This is a genomic window from Enhygromyxa salina (genome assembly GCF_002994615.1).
In the GTDB taxonomy this organism is placed as follows: Bacteria; Myxococcota_A; Polyangia; order Nannocystales; family Nannocystaceae; genus Plesiocystis; species Plesiocystis salina_A.
The window spans coordinates 1-15,097 of sequence record NZ_PVNK01000195.1; the positions used below are offsets into that span (position 1 = coordinate 1).

Here is a 15,097-nt window from a genome sequence, read left to right on the forward strand (position 1 = left end):
GCCTCGCGCCGCCTCGCTTGGCCTCTTCGCCGAGGGCTTTGTCGCCAAAACTTGCAGTACGCCCGGTACAGCGGCGTTTTGGCTTCGCGCCCTCGGCGAAGATTCCGGCGCGAGGCGACACGATGCACTGCACCCCGGGCTGCTTCTAGCAGGCTGCCAGCAAGTAACCTTGGACCCCCGCGGCCGTCAGCGACGTTGCGTGGCCCCCGACAAGGGGGCGTTAACGCAGTTTCCGGTGTCCATGGGACGCACGACGCGCGAAAATCTAGCACCGCCCCGTACACATCCCCAGGGCCCGAGGCCTCGGCTCCTGGTCGAGCGGGACTGTTGGTCTACGAGATCTCGCGACCTGCGATGTGGCCGCGGATCCAGGGGCCCGCGCGGACCGCTCGACTGACAACCCCAGCGGGGATCGATGACTCGGCTCGAGCTCGGTTCGCGACGACTCCGGCTGTGAGTCGGAGTCCGGGACGGCGACGGCGATCCGCCGGAGCGGAGGCAGGGCGGACCGGAGCGACCGGCGCGGCCAAATCGCACCTCCGGACGGAAAATGCGCGCCTCACGCGTGCGCGGGCGTCGGATTCATTCGAGAATCGCGACCTATCGCGCTCGACTTTCTGGTATGAGTAGAGACGGTCCTTCGGTTGACTGGAAGTCGGTCCCAATGGTTTCTCGCACGCTCCCTACCAGCCTCATTCTCTCTCTTGCAGTCGTCGCCTCCGCTTGCGGTAGCGATGACACCTCAGACGCATCTACAACCTTCGGCTCCGCAGACGGTACGACGACGGGTACCGGTATGGAGGGCATGGAAGGCATGGAGGCGATGGGTGACGGCGACGGCGACACCAGCACCGGCGACGGCGACGGCGACCCGGGTGACGGAGACGGCGACCCCGGTGACGGAGACGGCGACCCCGGAGACGGCGACGGCGACACCGGAGACGGCGACGGCGACCCGATGGAGTGCCTCGACCTCGACCAAGATGGTTACGGCGAGAACTGCCCCATGGGGACGGACTGCGACGACGACGACTTCAACAACCACACGGTCGACGGCTGCGCCAACTGCATGGACGCGGACCAGGACGGTCAGTGGGTCGGCTGCGACGTGTTCGACGAGAACAAGCCCGGGCCCGACTGCGACGACGCAGACTTCAACGTGTTCACGCCTGAGGGCTGTGAAAACTGCGTCGACGGAGACAACGACATGGTCTGGGTCGGCTGCGATCAGTACGGCGCCGAGAAGCCGGGTCCGGACTGCAACGACGGCAACGCGAACGTCGGCCTCGACGACGCGGTCGAGCTCTGCAACGGCCTGGCCGAGAACTGCGCCGACGAGATCGACAACGCGCCGCCAGACGAGATGTGCGCGCCCGAGTATCCCAACGCGCCCAACATCGCGCCGATGAACGGCTGGTGCTGCAACCCGGATGGGCCGGGCCAGGACGGCTGCGAGATCTGCTCCTGCGTCGAGCAGTTCTACGACCTCGACCAGGAGGTCATGAACGGCTGTGAGTGCGAGGCAACCCCGCGGACCGACAGCCTCGCGGCCTGCTCCGACGCGCCCCAGGGCTACCTCGGCTCGGTCGGTGAGGGTGTCCAGCTTCAAGACCTGGTCATCGGCTCCGTCCCGCTGATCGACAACGGCCTCGGCAACGGTCGGGAAGACTGGTATTCGGTCGACTTCCCCGAGTCGGGCAACCCGGGCACGCGCCCCAACACCGGCAGCATTCAGGTCTCGTTCGCAATGAACGAGGGCAGCGACTACCGCTTCGAGGTCTACCGCAGCTGCAATGGCGTCGCGTTCGCTGGCAGCTTGGCGACCCAATACGGCGTCGGCGCTCCGCCAACCCGCGAGTGGTGGTTCTTCGACAACCACACCGCGCCGGTCGACATGCCCATCCCGGCTCTGTACACCGACGACGTGAGCTGGCCGGACACCGTGTACATTCGCGTGTTCCGCGTGCAGAACGACGCGACCTGCAACAACTACCAGCTCTCGGTCTCGCGCCCCGACAACTAGTTTGCGGGGTGGGGTTGCAGGTCGGACCTGCGAAACCGAACCAAAAGAAGGCCCCCGAGCGGGGCCTTCTTTTTTGGTTGGGCTGGGTTGGGTTGGGCTGGGCTGGGGGTGGGGGACTGGTCGGTGCTCGTTGAGAGTCAGGACCAATCGTGGCTGTCCCAGCGCCGGAGCTCGTCGATCATTGCGCGCCCGATCTCGGTCGGCTGGCCATGCTCGAGCAGCACGCTCGCGCCTTCATGGTTGCCGGCCACGATCTGTGCGTAGCGACGCTCGAAGTCGGGCTGCCGCGTGCCCTCATGACCGGCGTCGCGCATGAGCTGATACAGGCGCGCGACCGGAAAGAAGGCGTGGACCGCCAACAAGACCCCCTGCAGCGGGCGCGGATCCGGTCGAACCGGCGAGCTGTAGAGCGGGTGGAAGGCGTTGTGCAGCAAGGGATCGAGCTCGAGCTGGGCGTGGAGCTTGTTGTGCTGGAACTCGTGGATCGTGGCCTCGACCATCGTCATCAGCTGGGGGTGCAGGGTCATGTAGACCGTGCCGATGACCTCTTGGTAGGACGCCGAGAGGTGCGTGCGCGTGTCGTAGCCGACCGGCACGATCTGGTGGAGGTAGAGATCGATCTCGCCGCGTAGGTCCGGCATGTAGCGGCCGATCAGCTCGAGCCCGTGGGCGAGGGTCTCGGTCCACTCGCTCGCTGGCCGGCCGCCGAGGTCGAGGGCGTTGCCAGCCTTGTCGGGGTGGGCCTCGGACATCGCGAGGGGGTTGTTGTCGACGCGGGCGAGGACGAGCTTGTCGGTGATCGGGATGAAGCAGGGCCCGTCGCGCTCGGGCTCCGTGCCCGGGTCGAGGCTCACGGTCGTCGAGCCCTCGCGGCCGAAGAGCACGAGCTCGTGGTTGCGAAACTCCGCGCGCGTGGTCGAATCGGGGATCTCGATCACCCGTCGGGCGGGCAGGCTGACGACGCGGCGCGGCAGCCTGCGCTGGGTCACGGGCTCGGGCAGCGCTCCGGCGAACGCGAGGTCGGTGTGGATCGTCGCGAGCAGCTCTGCGATGCCGCTCGCGTAGTCGAGCTCCGGTGCGCGCCGCCGCAGGCAGCGGAGCAGCCCGCCGACGGTCGGCGTTCGCAGCACGCTGGCGAGGGCCCCGGGCGTCTCGGCCAACAGTCGCTTGAGCGTGGGCTTGAACGCGCGCAGCTCGGGATCGGCGAGCGCGCTCAGGCGCATCAGGTCCTGCATCGCGCGGCGGATCGCGCCCGAGAGCGCGTCGCGGGCCGTCGTCGATCCGGGCGCGGGGATCGTCAGGTCTCGCGGTGCTGTGCGGGGCCGCGCCATCACTCGTCCGAGCTCGAAGCTGCCCGCGAGGCGGGGTCGTTGGTGAGGACCGGGAGGCGGCGCTTGTTGGCGGCCGGATCCTCGGCCGGATCTCCAGATGGATGCCCGGGTGAACGGAGCTGAGGCGGGCGCTCGACGAGCTCGCCGACGCCGACGAACATTCGCATCAGCCGGGTGCGGCCTTCATCGAATTCGGCCGGTGGCCGAGCCGGCCCGGGCTTGAGCTCCTGGTGGCCAAACACCTCTGCGTAGGCGGGGTCGACTCCAACGCAGCGGGGCCGAGCGGGGCAGCCCTCGCAGGGGGCCGGGTACGATCGCGGCTCGCTCGCGAGCGCCGACGCGGCGAAGGGGCCCAGGGCACACAGCGGGGCGCCGCGGATCCAGGCCGAGAGCGCGTGACGTCGGGCTTGCTCGAGGGCGTGGAGGGCCCAGGGCAGCGCCATGCCGAAGCGGGGCACGAGGCGGGCGAAGCCATCGGCCGCGCGACCGTAGGGCCGCACGGGCTCGAGCAACCATGCCGCGACTCCGCGACGCTTGAGCGCGGGCGGCATCTTGGCCAGCTCGCGAAAATTCGAGCGGGTGACGACCGTGGTCACGACGACGGTCAGATCGGCTCGCTGGGCCCGAGCGAGGAGCCCGATCGCCGCCGCGAGGCTCCCGGGGCGACCGCTGTGATAGTCGTGCGCTGCGGCGCTCGGGCCGTGGATCGACAGGTGGAGATCGCTGAGGCCGGCGTCGACGAGGGCGGTGAAGAGCTCGGGCGTGTGGGCGAGGTGATAGCCGTTGGTCTGGACACCGACGGCCGTGAACCCGAGCTCGCGCGCGGACTCGACGGCCTTGACCAGGCGCGGATCGAGGCTCGGCTCCCCGCCGATGAAGCTGATCTCGTCGTGATCCTCGCGGAGCTTCGCGAGGTGAGTGCGATCGAGTTCGAGGTCGCCGGACAGCGGATCCTGACCACAGAACACGCACGCACCCTCGCAGTCGAAGCTCAGACGAAGCGTGGCCCGGGATCGGTTGGAAGGCGGCACTGGACGAGGAGGCTACAATACAAACGGCGAGCCGAGGCTCGCCGTCTTGTGCGCCGAGTCGAGCCCGACGCAGATCGTGTTGGGGCGGCTCAGCCGAGGACGCCGAAGTTGCCGAAGGGGTGCCGACGCGAGCGCTGGGTGAAGGTCATCAGCTCGGGCAGCGGCGCGCCGCTTCGCTCCGTGCGCGAGACGTGGTGGGCCAGGACCTTGACGCCGCGGGCCTGCCACTCGTCGGTCGACTTGGAGCCGTTGCCGCTGTTGGCGATGAACAGGCTGAAGTGCTTGGTGTCGGCGACGCCGGGGACCTGGCTGTCACGACGGAGCACGTCGACCTGAAAGGACTCGCCCGAGGGCGTGCGCATGACGACCGCGATCGCGCCGAGGCGCGGGGCCTGGACCTTCTCGATCGACCACTTGCCGACGTCGAGATCTGCGGGGATCAGCGCCTCGACCAGGGCCAGCTCGCGCGCCGCCGCCGAGTCGAACTCGACCTGCTGCGCCGCCTCTTGGGCGGTCACGGTGTTGCTCGGCTCGCTGCCAGCGTCGTCGACGCTCGACTCTGCGGCGCGGGCCGTTCCCACTCCCAACAGGGCGACGCCAGCGACAGCCGTCGTGATACCGGCGAGAGTGCAGAGGGCCTGACGACGGCCGATCAAGTTACGCTTAGGGGTCGATTGCTCGTACGCCATGGGTCTCCAGCGGAAATGACGCTATCCTGGCACCGGCCTCCGCGTCAAGCTAAGTTCCGGTAGCGAGCTCGAATTTCATGGCGCTGGCGGGGTCCAGCGCGAGGGTCGGGGCGCGAATGACGAGGCGCGCGCGGGGCGAGGCGCGCGATGACCGTGGGAACGCCGTGATGCCCGAAGACGGGGTTTTGGGCGGCTCCCAAGGTGCACGGCCCGGCCGCATGTCGCCTCCTGGGACGACCGGCCAGCGGCTGTCGGCGGCGTCAACTCCGGCTCGCGGCGATCCCACTCCTGCGCGGAGACCTGGTGCATGCGCCGCCGCGTGGCGCGGCCGGGGATCGTCCTGAGCGGGTTGTCGGCGGGCGCCCTCCGCTACACTGCGCAGGAGTGAGCGACACCCGTCCACGTCCGGAGCTTCTGCGTCATCGCGCTCCCGGGGCGACGCCCGGATCGCGAACGGGCACCAAGGCGCTGATCAAGGTCGGCTACGCGTGCAACGAGCACTGCTCGTTTTGCCACACCCTCGAGGTCCGCCACATCCAGGGCTCGACCGCGGAGGTCGACGGCAAGATCCGGCGCGCGGCCGAGCTCGGCCACGAGATGGTCGTGCTGTCGGGGGGCGAGCCGACGATCCGACCCGAGCTGGTCCACTGGGCCTCGCTGACCGCCTCGCTCGGCCTCGACTTCGGGCTCGTGACCAACGGGCAGATGCTGGCCTACCCCGAGGTCGTCGAGAAGCTGATCGCTCGGCGGCTGCGCTACGTGTACCTCTCGCTCCACGGCGGGACCCGCAAGATCCACAACCTCATGGTCCGCAGCGACGCCTTCGACGCGGCCTACAAGGCGGTTGAGAACCTCTCGGGTCGGGGCCTCGACCTCGCCGTCAACTGCGTGATCACGCGCCACAACGTCGAGCACCTGCAGGGCCTCGTCGACGCGCTGCTGCCCTACGCCGACGTCGAGGTCAAGTTCTCGATGGTCGAGCCCAAGGGCGGCGGCGACAAGCTCTTCGACCACTTGATGCCGCGGGTCGAGCTCGTCGCAAAGCGAGTCATGGAGGCGATCAGCTACGGCGATCGTCGCGTCGCCGAGCTCGGGCAGCGCGGCCCGACCTTCAGCCACGGCGCGATCCCGCTGTGCCTGTTGCCGGGCTACGAAGATCGCTTCGACGATCTCAAGACCCACGCCTATCGCACGATGATCGAGGTCGGTGAGCCCGACTTCTTCCCCGTCGACGATCTCAACAAGACCCACGCGGATCGCTGCCATGGCTGCGCGCTGCGGGGCCCGTGCCCGGGGCTCTACAACGGCTACCACGAGGTCTACGGCGCGACCGAGCTCTACCCGCGCCGCGATCGCCCGCGCTCGAATTCCTACAACTACAAGCTCGAGAAGCTCGTCAGCCTCGCCTTCGAGGGCGAGACCCACGACGACTGCCTCCTGCGCCGCGGGGTCGGGGTCACGCCCTGGGATCGCGGGCGCGATCTCTTTGTTCGCAACGGCAAGCGCGTCGCTCGGTTTCGGGCCCAGAGCCGCGACTTCTCCGATCGCGAGATCTACGCGATCAAGCACGACCTCGGGCAGCTCTACCTCGACGTGTCGCGCAAGGACGCGCCCGATGACTTCGCCCGCGACCTGGTCCAGCTCGCGCGCAGCCCCCTGTGTGAGGGCTGCCCGAGCTTCGCCGAGTGCACCGGGATGTTCGAGCCCGTGTTCGAGGACGTGTTCACGCGCGACGACGCCAAGGTTCGCGAGGTCCTCGCGAGCTTGCGCGGCGAGGTCCTCGATCTCGGCTGCGGCGAGGGGCCCTACGAGAGCATCCTCGCCCCGCTCGCCGAGGCCGGGACGATCCGCTACCTCGGCGTCGATCCCCACGCCGCCGCGATCGCCGAGCTGCGTCAGCGCTGGCCGTGGGCCGAGCTGCGCTGCACGGGCGGCGAGGAGCTCGAGCTCGATCCCGAGCGCCGCTTCGATCACGTCTTGATCCTGCGCGCGTGGAACCACCTGCGCGAGCCCGAGCGGATCCTCGATCAGCTCCTGCCGCGCGTTCGCCCCGGCGGGACCTTGACGATCGTCGACAACGTCGCGTTCGGGCTGGCTCGGACCCGCGATCAGACCCAGCGTGCGGAGCGATCCCGGGCGCAGTTCGAGCACTACCGCAACGACAGCCTGGCCGACGCGGCCCGGGTCCTCGAGCCGTTCGGCGCGCGCTTTGGCCTGGCGGAGATCGCCCGGTCCACGGTCGGCCCGCGGACGAGCAACCAATGGCTGCTTCGCGTTCGCGTCAGCTGAGCGCCGCGAGCGCGACCCGGCTGGCTCGGAGACGGCAATGAACCTCACTCGCTCGCGCCAGCGCGTGAGTTTCACGCTGCGCCAACGCTTTCGCTGCGTGAAGTGATCAGGCGATGCTGGTACCCTCCCGACCAAACTTGGGCAGTCCCCGATGAGCACCGACAACCAGACTTCATTCACAGACATCCCCGAGGCCGTCGTCTCGGTCGCTGCCACGGATCGCTCGGTGAGCATGGTGGTGGATAGCGAGCTCTATCCCCTCCAGGCGGTGTACGGGGCCTCGTACATCTTCATCGACCGCTGCTACGTGTTCATTGATCGGCCCGAGCCCGGCAAGTACCGGGTCACGCTCACGGCCAAGGAGTCCGTCGAGGAGGCCGAGGCCCTGCGTCAGCTCGTCGGCGAGTACGCCAACGAGCTGCTGTCGTGCGCCTGGCGTCACCAGGTCACCCAGGACAACCGCGTGGCGATCGAGACCGTCACGGTCCAGGCGATCGCCGGGGCCATGGGCGAGCCCTCGCTCGACGACCTCGCCGACTTCGACTTCACCGACGAGGCCCTCGACGACCCGCTTGGGATCGCGCAGTCGTGGGAAGACAAGCACGGGCGCAAGAGCCCGGCCGAAAAAGAGCAGGCCAAGGCCAAGGTCCCCGAGGGCGAAGCCGCCGAAGCCACCGAAGCCGCGAGCACCGAGGAGGCCTCGGCGTGACCGAGCTTCGGTTCCCGCGCGAGGTCTACGTCGGCGAGGCCGTCGACGAGGCCGTCAAGACCTGGAGTCGCTTCGCCGAATTCGAGCTCAGCGAGACCGATGACCACTGGGTCGTCACGGTCACGCCGAAGCACGAGGCCGCCGCGCGCCAGATCATCGGCGAGTTCGGCAACTTCGTCCTCGGCCTGACCATCGATCGCGGCGGGGTCAGCTAGTCCTCACCCCCAGGTCGCTGCGCGCCCTTCACCCAAGCCCTCCCGAGCGCGGCTCGGGATCCGCTTCGTGCACCAAAGAGACTCGAGATGAAACTGATCAACCTCGCCGAGATCAAGCCCCGCCCCGGGACCCAGGCCTTCTTTCGCTGGCGCCAGATCGGCGACAACGCGGTCCTGATCACCAATTTGGAGGGCAACTGGCTGATCCTCGACACCGCGGAGTTCACCCAATTCGCGCGCGGCGAGGTTGAGGCCGACTCGGAGCTTCACGGGCGCCTGCTCGACAAGAATTTCCTCCGCAGCAACTACGACATCCAGGCCGCGGCCGAGCGGGTCAAGGCCCGCAAGTACTTCGTCCACGGCGGCCCGCTGCTCCACGTCATGGTCGTGACCCTGCGCTGCAACGAGACCTGCGTGTACTGCCACGCCTCGCGCGCGAACATGGACGCGGTCGAGACCGACATGTCGATCGAGACCGCGCGCAAGGCCGTCGACCTCGCGCTGTCGAGCACCAACGGCTTCATCACGATCGAGTTCCAGGGCGGCGAGCCGCTCGTCAACTTCCCGGTCGTCAAAGAGATCATCGAGTACGCGACCGAGCGCAACAAAGAGATCCAAAAGCGGCTCGAGTTCACGATGGTCTCGAACTTCGCGCTGCTGACCGAGGACAAGCTCCAGTACCTGCTGGCCAACAAGGTCCAGCTGTGCACGAGCATCGACGGGCCCGAGGAGCTCCACAACGCCCAGCGCAAGCTGCCCCAGACCCACAACGCGTTCCAGGCCGCGGCCAAGTGGATCAAGCGCGTCAACGAGGCCTACGTCGAGATCGGCCTCGACCCGACCCTCTATCACGTCGAGGCCCTGCTCACGACGACCAAGGCGACCCTCGACAAGTGGAAGGAGGTCGTCGACACCTACGTCGGGCTCGGCTGCAAGACGATCTTCTTGCGCCCCGTCGATCCCTTCGGCTTCGCCGAGCGGGCGCGCCTGCGCCTCGAGTACCCGCGCGGCAAGTACCTCGAGTTCTATCGCAACGCGGTCAACTACATGATCGAGCTCAACAAGCAGGGGGTCGAGATCCTCGAGCGTTACGCGGCGATCTTCCTGACCAAGATCCTCCGCGGCGAGGACCCCAACTTCCTCGACAACCGCAACCCCGCGGGCGCCGGGATCGGCCAGCTCGCCTACAGCTACGACGGTAATGTCTATAGCTGCGACGAGGGCCGGATGCTCGCCGCGACCCAGGACGACGCCTTTCTTCTCGGCGACGTGGACACTCCCTACCGCAAGATCGTCGGTCACGAGACGATCCGCGCGATGACGATCGCCACCAACCTGGATCAGCAGCCAGATTGCGTCAATTGCGCGTATAACCCCTACTGCGGCACGAACGCAGCCTACAACTACAAGGCTCAAGGGTCAGTGTTTGGTCGCATGCGCGACAACAACGTGTGCGCGGTTCACAAGGGCATCCAGGACTTCCTGTTCGAGAAGCTGGCCGAGAACGATCCCGAGGTCATGGAGATCTTCGAGCGCTGGACCACGATTCGGCCCCGCGAGCACTTCGTGCAAGAGCCCGGCGCCGCCGCGGAGCTGGCCGAGGGCGAAACACCGTCCGCCGACTGAGTTCCCAGACTGCGCGACTCCCGGCGCTTCGCGCACCTCCGGCGCGGCTCCGAGCGCCGGGCAGCAGCCCCAGCGGCGCGCCCGGCAGTCGAGAATTTCTCGCCCTCGCGGCGAGATCAAATACGACAACAGCCAGCGGCTCGTGGTAGTGTGCTGGCGAATCCTTCAGCCTACCCCTGAAGAGGCACCTACCCATGGCAAACGATCGCGATCCGAAAAACCCCGTCGAGCTCGAGCTTCCCGTGTTCGGGCGCAAGGCCAGCCCGCTCCTCAACTCCGAGCAGCGCGAGATCTCTGACAACGCGGTCGCGTTCGCCGACACCTCGCGCTCGGTCGCGATGTTCGAGGCGCCCGGCGACCCCGGTCACGGTAGCCACGGTTCGCACGGTAGCCACGGTTCGCACGGTAGCCACGGTTCGCACGGTAGCCACGGTTCGCACGGTAGCCACGGTTCGCACGGTAGCCACGGTTCGCACGGCAGCCACGGCTCGCACGGCAGCCACGGCTCGCACGGTTCCCACGGGAGCTGGTGACCTCCGAGCTGGGTCCCTCCTCCGAGCTGGGTCCCGCCTCCGGGGGTCGGCCCAGCCGCCTGGCATGCATGGGCGGACGCAAGCGCTTGCGTCCGCCTTTGGCGTGATCTCAACCCGGACTCGTCATGCTCGAGCAACCCCCAACCGGCGATCAGCAGCGCCCCTTGGCCGACGAGACCGTCGCCGAGCGGATCGCTAGCCGCGCTGCGCGGGTCCACATCCTCACGGGCGCGGTCTGCAACAACAACTGCGTGTTTTGCATGGAGGAGGATCGCGAGCAGCGCTACGTGACCAACTCGCAGACCACCGACGAGACGGTCAAGTGGATCCTCAGCCAGCACGAGCAGTTCGAAGAGGTCTGCTTCACCTCGGGTGAGCCGACGACCAACCCACGCCTCCACCACTGGGTAAAGATGGCCAAGGCCGCGGGCGCGCGCTGCATCTCGATGATGACCAATGGCCGCGCGCTCAGCCACGAGAAGTACGCCAAGCGGCTCATGGCCCTGGGCATGAACCGCTTTTACATCTCGATCCACGGCCACACCAAGAAGCTCCACGAGGGCCTCACGCGGACGCCAGACTGCTTCGAGCAGACCGTCGGCGGGCTCGACACGATCGCCCGGTTCAAGCGCTTCGGGATCGAGCTGCACACGAGCACGGTCATCACCAAGCGCAACCTCCCGCACATGGGCGAGATCTATCGCTTCTTGCGCTCGCACGGCGTCGACCAGGTCGTGTTCAACGTGATGCAGGCCAACGGCCGGGCCGACACCTACTTCGATCTGATCTTCCCAACCTACACAGAGATCGCCGCGGTCGCGCGCAGCTTCCTCGACGAGCAGTACCAGCGCGAGCAGCAGGTCAACGCGGTCCTCGTCGACATCCCCCTGTGCACGACCGAGGGCATGCCCGACATCAACCGCGGGTACGTCGAGGCCTACGTTCACTACGAGCACGAAGACACCCACGGGCTGCTGACCGAGGAGATGCTCGGCGAGCGCGTCGGCGGCCAGGACGGCGAGCTCGTCCAGATCCGGCGCAGCGACCTCGATGTGAACGCGCGGCACAAGCGGGCGGAGTGTCAGACCTGCAAGTACGAGAGCGCGTGCGAGGGCGTGTGGGGCAACTACCTGCGCCGCCGTGGGTGGGACGAATTCGTGCCGGTTGTCTGAGCTGCTCGCCTCGCCTCGCCTGGTTGTTCGCGCGAGGATGTGATCGTAGCCGTCGACGATCGAGATGAGCAGGCGTAACGACACCCTCGGAGACTCTCTCGGGAACTCTCTCGGGAACTCTCTCGGGGTTGTGGGGCTCGGAGGCTCGGTGCTCGCATTCGCGTGCATGCCTCGGGTGTCGGCGACGCTCGTGATCGACGACACCAAGGCCCCGGAGGCAGACAACGCCAAGGACGAGTCGGAGCCCAAGCCCCGCGAGGCCTCCAACCTTCGCGGCCCGATGGACCTCGTTCGCGCCGAGCAGATCTCGGCCACGAAGCTGCGTCTTCAGTTCAGCAACCCGCTCGGGCCGCTCGATGGCTTTGACCCCAACGACTTTCGCATCAGCGTGCTCAAGGTCTACAGCGACCATGACGAGGGCGGGAGCAGGGACTACGGCTATTACTACGACTTTGGCTACCTGGGCTACGGCCAGGCCCTGCGCTTCACGGCTGCGCAGGCCGGCGAGGTCGAGCTCGACCTCCAGTTCACGCCGGGCGTGGACCCGTACTACTGCCGTTGGCTCGAGTCGGACTACTCCTACGGGGCGCCGGGCGTCGAGGCCGTGCACGGGCTGTTCCTGCACTACGCGGCGGGGGCGATCCCGGTCCGCGACGTGGCCGGCAACCAGCTGCGCAACTTCGGCGCGGATTGGGTCCTGGAGGGGCGCGCGGACCCTCCCCAGACACGGCGCGACTTGGACGGCGCGCGGGCGCGGCTGGCGGGGCAGGGGCTGATCCCGATCGCGTGTGGGCCTGAGCTTCCGCCGGGGCCGCGCTGAGGCGCTGAACCCAAGGGCCCTCTCGCCTGGACCGCGGCAGCTCGACGGCGCGTCACTCAAACCACGCGCGCGGCATGCTGCTCGAGATCAGCTCGGCGAGCTCGAAGGGCTGGAGGCCCGTCTTCGCGGCGACGCCCTTGGCGAAGGGCGAGTGTCCGAAGCTGCGCACGGTGATGTGCGCGTTGGGGTAGCGGCGGCGTAGATCGAGCGCGGTGTGCAAGTTGGTGCCTTCGTCGCCGGTCCCGACCACGATCACCGGCTCGCCGATGTCGCCCGCGATGATCTCGTCGATCTGCTGCCAGATCGCCAGGTGACGCACGTGGCCCTGGATCACGTGGCGTGGGTAGTCGCCGAAGCCGGGGCTCTCGGCGAACTTCAGCGCGTTGGCCTCGGCCTCGAGGTCGAGCAAGATCACGGCTCCGAACACCTCGCTGGCCTTGTCTTGCAGCTGGTGGAGGACGGTCTGACCAAAGCGCCCGAAGCCCGCGAGCACGACGAGGTCGCGGTGCTCGGTGGTCTCGAACCGGGCGATCAGGCGCTGCTCGACGAGGTGGATGGCCGCGAACTCGAGCCCGTTGAAGGTCGTGAAGCCAGCGTCGATCGTCTCGGCCGGGACCGCGCGCAGGAACCCGAGATCGGCGACGTGGGCGATGATGTTGCCGCGCTGCCAGGGCATCCGCTTCAAGATCCGCGAGGCCGCGTCGAGGTTGCCGAAGTCGTCGCCGGTCAGCAGCATCACCCGCCGCGCGTGGGCGATGCCGACGCTCTGGAGGACCTCGTCGCTGGAGATGTCGCCGATGATGACCGTGGCGTTGTAGGCGTGCTCGAGCTCGCCGAGGCTGGCGCGGTTGGGATCGCGCTCGATCACGACCAGCGGGACGTGTGGATCGAGCTCGCGCAGCTTCTTGATGTAGAGCAGCGAGAGGCGGCCGGCGCCGCCGACGATCACGTGGCCCTGGAGCCGACGCAGACGTCGGGCGCGAGGGTTGAGCAGGCGGAGCGTGGCCTCGACCAGCGCGCTCGCGGTGAGCGTCGGGGCCAGGAAGTAGGCCGACCACAGCAGCGCGCGGCCGGCCGTGGGTCCACCGTGGGGCGTGCCGAGGTCGACACCGCCGACCACGAACAGGCCGAGCGCGTAGTAGGCCTTGGCCCAATAGCCGAGCTCGCCGAGCTCGCGCTCGGTCACCTCGACGCCCGACGACAGGCCGATGAAGCCGGCGAGGAAGACCAGCGCCAGCGCGCCGCCACGCAGAGCGGCCTGGTAGGGATGGAAGCGGGAGCGCGCGGAGGCGCCGGAGCCAGGCTGCGGCATTCAGCCCACGGTAGACCAATCCGGCCCACGGTAAACCAATCCGACGGTCCAGGTTCGGGGGGGAACTGGTACGATTGCGCCGTTCGCGGAGCCAAGTCATGATCTCTCCAAGCTGTCGTAGTCCTCGAGTCCTCCTCCCCCTCGGTCTGTTCGTCGGCGCCTCGCTGATCGCGTCGTCGGCCTGGGCTGGCTCGATCACCGCCCAGGGCAACGTCACGGCCCTCGACGACGTCAACCAGCTCCAGGGCATCGTCGGGACCGGTGACTACAACGAGGGCAACGCTGGCGCGGTCCCGCTCGATGTCTACGCCGGCCAGGGGATGACCTTCCACACCGGGGCCCTCAACACGATCCTCAACGGGGTCAACGAGGGCGGCAGCGCGACTCAGCCCCAGTACACGAGCGGCAACGACTACTTCCCCGCTCCGATCGACGGCGGCGGGGTCCAGGAGATGGCCTACAACCGCTACGCGGGCGTCGTCACCTTCAGCGAGCCGGTCACCCAATTTGGCCTGACCGCGAGCCGTAACGGCACCCAGTACATCACGGCCTGGGACCAAAACGGCGCCATGATCGGCCAGGTCCGTTGGCAGCCGGCCGCCGACTCGGCCTTCGTCGGCATCGACACCAACGGCGTGCCGATCGCGATGTTGTCCTACGGCAACGACGACATGTGGAACGGCGGCACCTATTCGATCGGCGGATCGACGATCTTCTCCGACACCTGGATCTGGGCGACCGGGACCCCGTGCATGGTCGACGACGACTGCACGCCCGACGACAACGAGTGCACCGACGACATCTGCATGGACGGGGCGTGCCTGCACCCCTACAACAACAACCCCTGCGACGACGGCAACGCCTGCACCAACCCCGACGCGTGCAGCATGGGGGAGTGCGTCGGCGAGTTCACCAACGATCCCTGCGACGACCTCGACATGTGCACGGGGCCCGACCTGTGTGAGATGGGGGAGTGCGTCGGCGGTGATCTGGCCTGCGACGACGGCAACATCTGCACGATCGAGTCGTGCGACATCGAGCAAGGCTGCATGCACCAGGCGATCGAGGGCTGCTGCACGGACGACGCGGAGTGCCCCGAAGGCGAGGTCTGCCTGCTCGGGTCGAACTCGTGCATCCCCGATCCCAACCCGGGCGACGGGGACGGGGACGGGGACGGAGACGGAGACGGGGACGGCGACGGAGACGGGGACGGAGATGGAGACGGCGACGACGCCAAACTCGGCGTCCTCGGCCTCAACCTCGATGTCGAGGGTCTCGCCCGGCTCGAAGGTCGCGCCGCTTGGTGGGTTGACGATCGCGACCGAGGGCGCGTTGTTGTCGGGCGGC

At 68.0% G+C, this 15,097-nt stretch carries 12 protein-coding genes and 1 pseudogene; 9 read left to right on the top strand and 4 right to left on the bottom strand.

Annotated elements, in window-relative coordinates; translation table 11 throughout:
- The first annotated feature begins 796 nt into the window (after nucleotides 1-796).
- A complete protein-coding gene (locus tag ENSA5_RS38045) occupies nucleotides 797-2,023 on the top strand; it encodes a hypothetical protein (RefSeq protein WP_181198039.1) in 1,227 nt (408 codons plus the stop codon).
- Nucleotides 2,024-2,160: 137 nt separating this feature from the next.
- Here the strand turns inward: ENSA5_RS38045 and ENSA5_RS22680 are convergent, their stop codons facing one another.
- The 3 genes from ENSA5_RS22680 to ENSA5_RS22690 all read right to left on the bottom strand — a co-directional run bounded on the left by ENSA5_RS22680 (nucleotide 2,161) and on the right by ENSA5_RS22690 (nucleotide 4,966).
- The gene (locus ENSA5_RS22680; protein WP_106393781.1) at nucleotides 2,161-3,354 is read right to left on the bottom strand and encodes an aKG-HExxH-type peptide beta-hydroxylase; all 1,194 of its coding nucleotides are present in this window, start codon (nucleotides 3,352-3,354) and stop codon (nucleotides 2,161-2,163) included.
- Nucleotides 3,354-4,385: a radical SAM protein gene (locus ENSA5_RS22685; RefSeq protein WP_106393782.1), complete on the bottom strand. Its 1,032-nt coding sequence runs from the start codon at nucleotides 4,383-4,385 to the stop codon at nucleotides 3,354-3,356. The genes ENSA5_RS22680 and ENSA5_RS22685 overlap by 1 nt, the downstream gene beginning before the upstream one ends.
- Nucleotides 4,386-4,474: 89 nt before the next feature.
- Complete coding sequence (locus tag ENSA5_RS22690) at nucleotides 4,475-4,966, bottom strand: hypothetical protein (protein WP_106393783.1); 492 nt, start codon at nucleotides 4,964-4,966, stop codon at nucleotides 4,475-4,477.
- 492 nt (nucleotides 4,967-5,458) lie between these two features.
- On the opposite strand from ENSA5_RS22690, the gene ENSA5_RS22695 reads away from it, so the two are divergent.
- From ENSA5_RS22695 to ENSA5_RS22725, 7 genes are all read left to right on the top strand, one after another.
- Complete coding sequence (locus ENSA5_RS22695) at nucleotides 5,459-7,363, top strand: radical SAM protein (RefSeq protein ID WP_181198040.1); 1,905 nt, start codon at nucleotides 5,459-5,461, stop codon at nucleotides 7,361-7,363.
- A 151-nt stretch (nucleotides 7,364-7,514) separates the two neighbouring features.
- Nucleotides 7,515-8,072: a His-Xaa-Ser system protein HxsD gene (gene hxsD, locus ENSA5_RS22700; protein ID WP_106393785.1), complete on the top strand. Its 558-nt coding sequence runs from the start codon at nucleotides 7,515-7,517 to the stop codon at nucleotides 8,070-8,072.
- Complete coding sequence (locus ENSA5_RS22705) at nucleotides 8,069-8,287, top strand: HxsD-like protein (protein ID WP_106393786.1); 219 nt, start codon at nucleotides 8,069-8,071, stop codon at nucleotides 8,285-8,287. Before hxsD ends, ENSA5_RS22705 begins: the two co-directional genes overlap by 4 nt.
- 87 nt (nucleotides 8,288-8,374) lie before the next feature.
- Nucleotides 8,375-9,913: a His-Xaa-Ser system radical SAM maturase HxsB gene (gene hxsB, locus ENSA5_RS22710; RefSeq protein ID WP_106393787.1), complete on the top strand. Its 1,539-nt coding sequence runs from the start codon at nucleotides 8,375-8,377 to the stop codon at nucleotides 9,911-9,913.
- A gap of 194 nt (nucleotides 9,914-10,107) precedes the next feature.
- A complete protein-coding gene (locus ENSA5_RS38050) occupies nucleotides 10,108-10,446 on the top strand; it encodes a hypothetical protein (RefSeq protein ID WP_106393788.1) in 339 nt (112 codons plus the stop codon).
- A gap of 125 nt (nucleotides 10,447-10,571) precedes the next feature.
- Nucleotides 10,572-11,618 (top strand): radical SAM protein HxsC4, encoded by a 1,047-nt coding sequence (gene hxsC4, locus ENSA5_RS22720; RefSeq protein ID WP_106393789.1) that lies wholly within the window; start codon nucleotides 10,572-10,574, stop codon nucleotides 11,616-11,618.
- 166 nt (nucleotides 11,619-11,784) lie between these two features.
- The gene (locus ENSA5_RS22725; RefSeq protein ID WP_146156004.1) at nucleotides 11,785-12,438 is read left to right on the top strand and encodes a hypothetical protein; all 654 of its coding nucleotides are present in this window, start codon (nucleotides 11,785-11,787) and stop codon (nucleotides 12,436-12,438) included.
- A 52-nt stretch (nucleotides 12,439-12,490) separates the two neighbouring features.
- Here the strand turns inward: ENSA5_RS22725 and ENSA5_RS22730 are convergent, their stop codons facing one another.
- Nucleotides 12,491-13,750, bottom strand: a complete 1,260-nt coding sequence (locus tag ENSA5_RS22730; RefSeq protein ID WP_106393791.1) for an NAD-binding protein — start codon at nucleotides 13,748-13,750, stop codon at nucleotides 12,491-12,493.
- A 98-nt stretch (nucleotides 13,751-13,848) separates the two neighbouring features.
- Here ENSA5_RS22730 and ENSA5_RS38055 point away from each other — a divergent pair.
- A pseudogene (locus ENSA5_RS38055) lies at nucleotides 13,849-15,097 on the top strand (hypothetical protein); the annotation flags it as partial.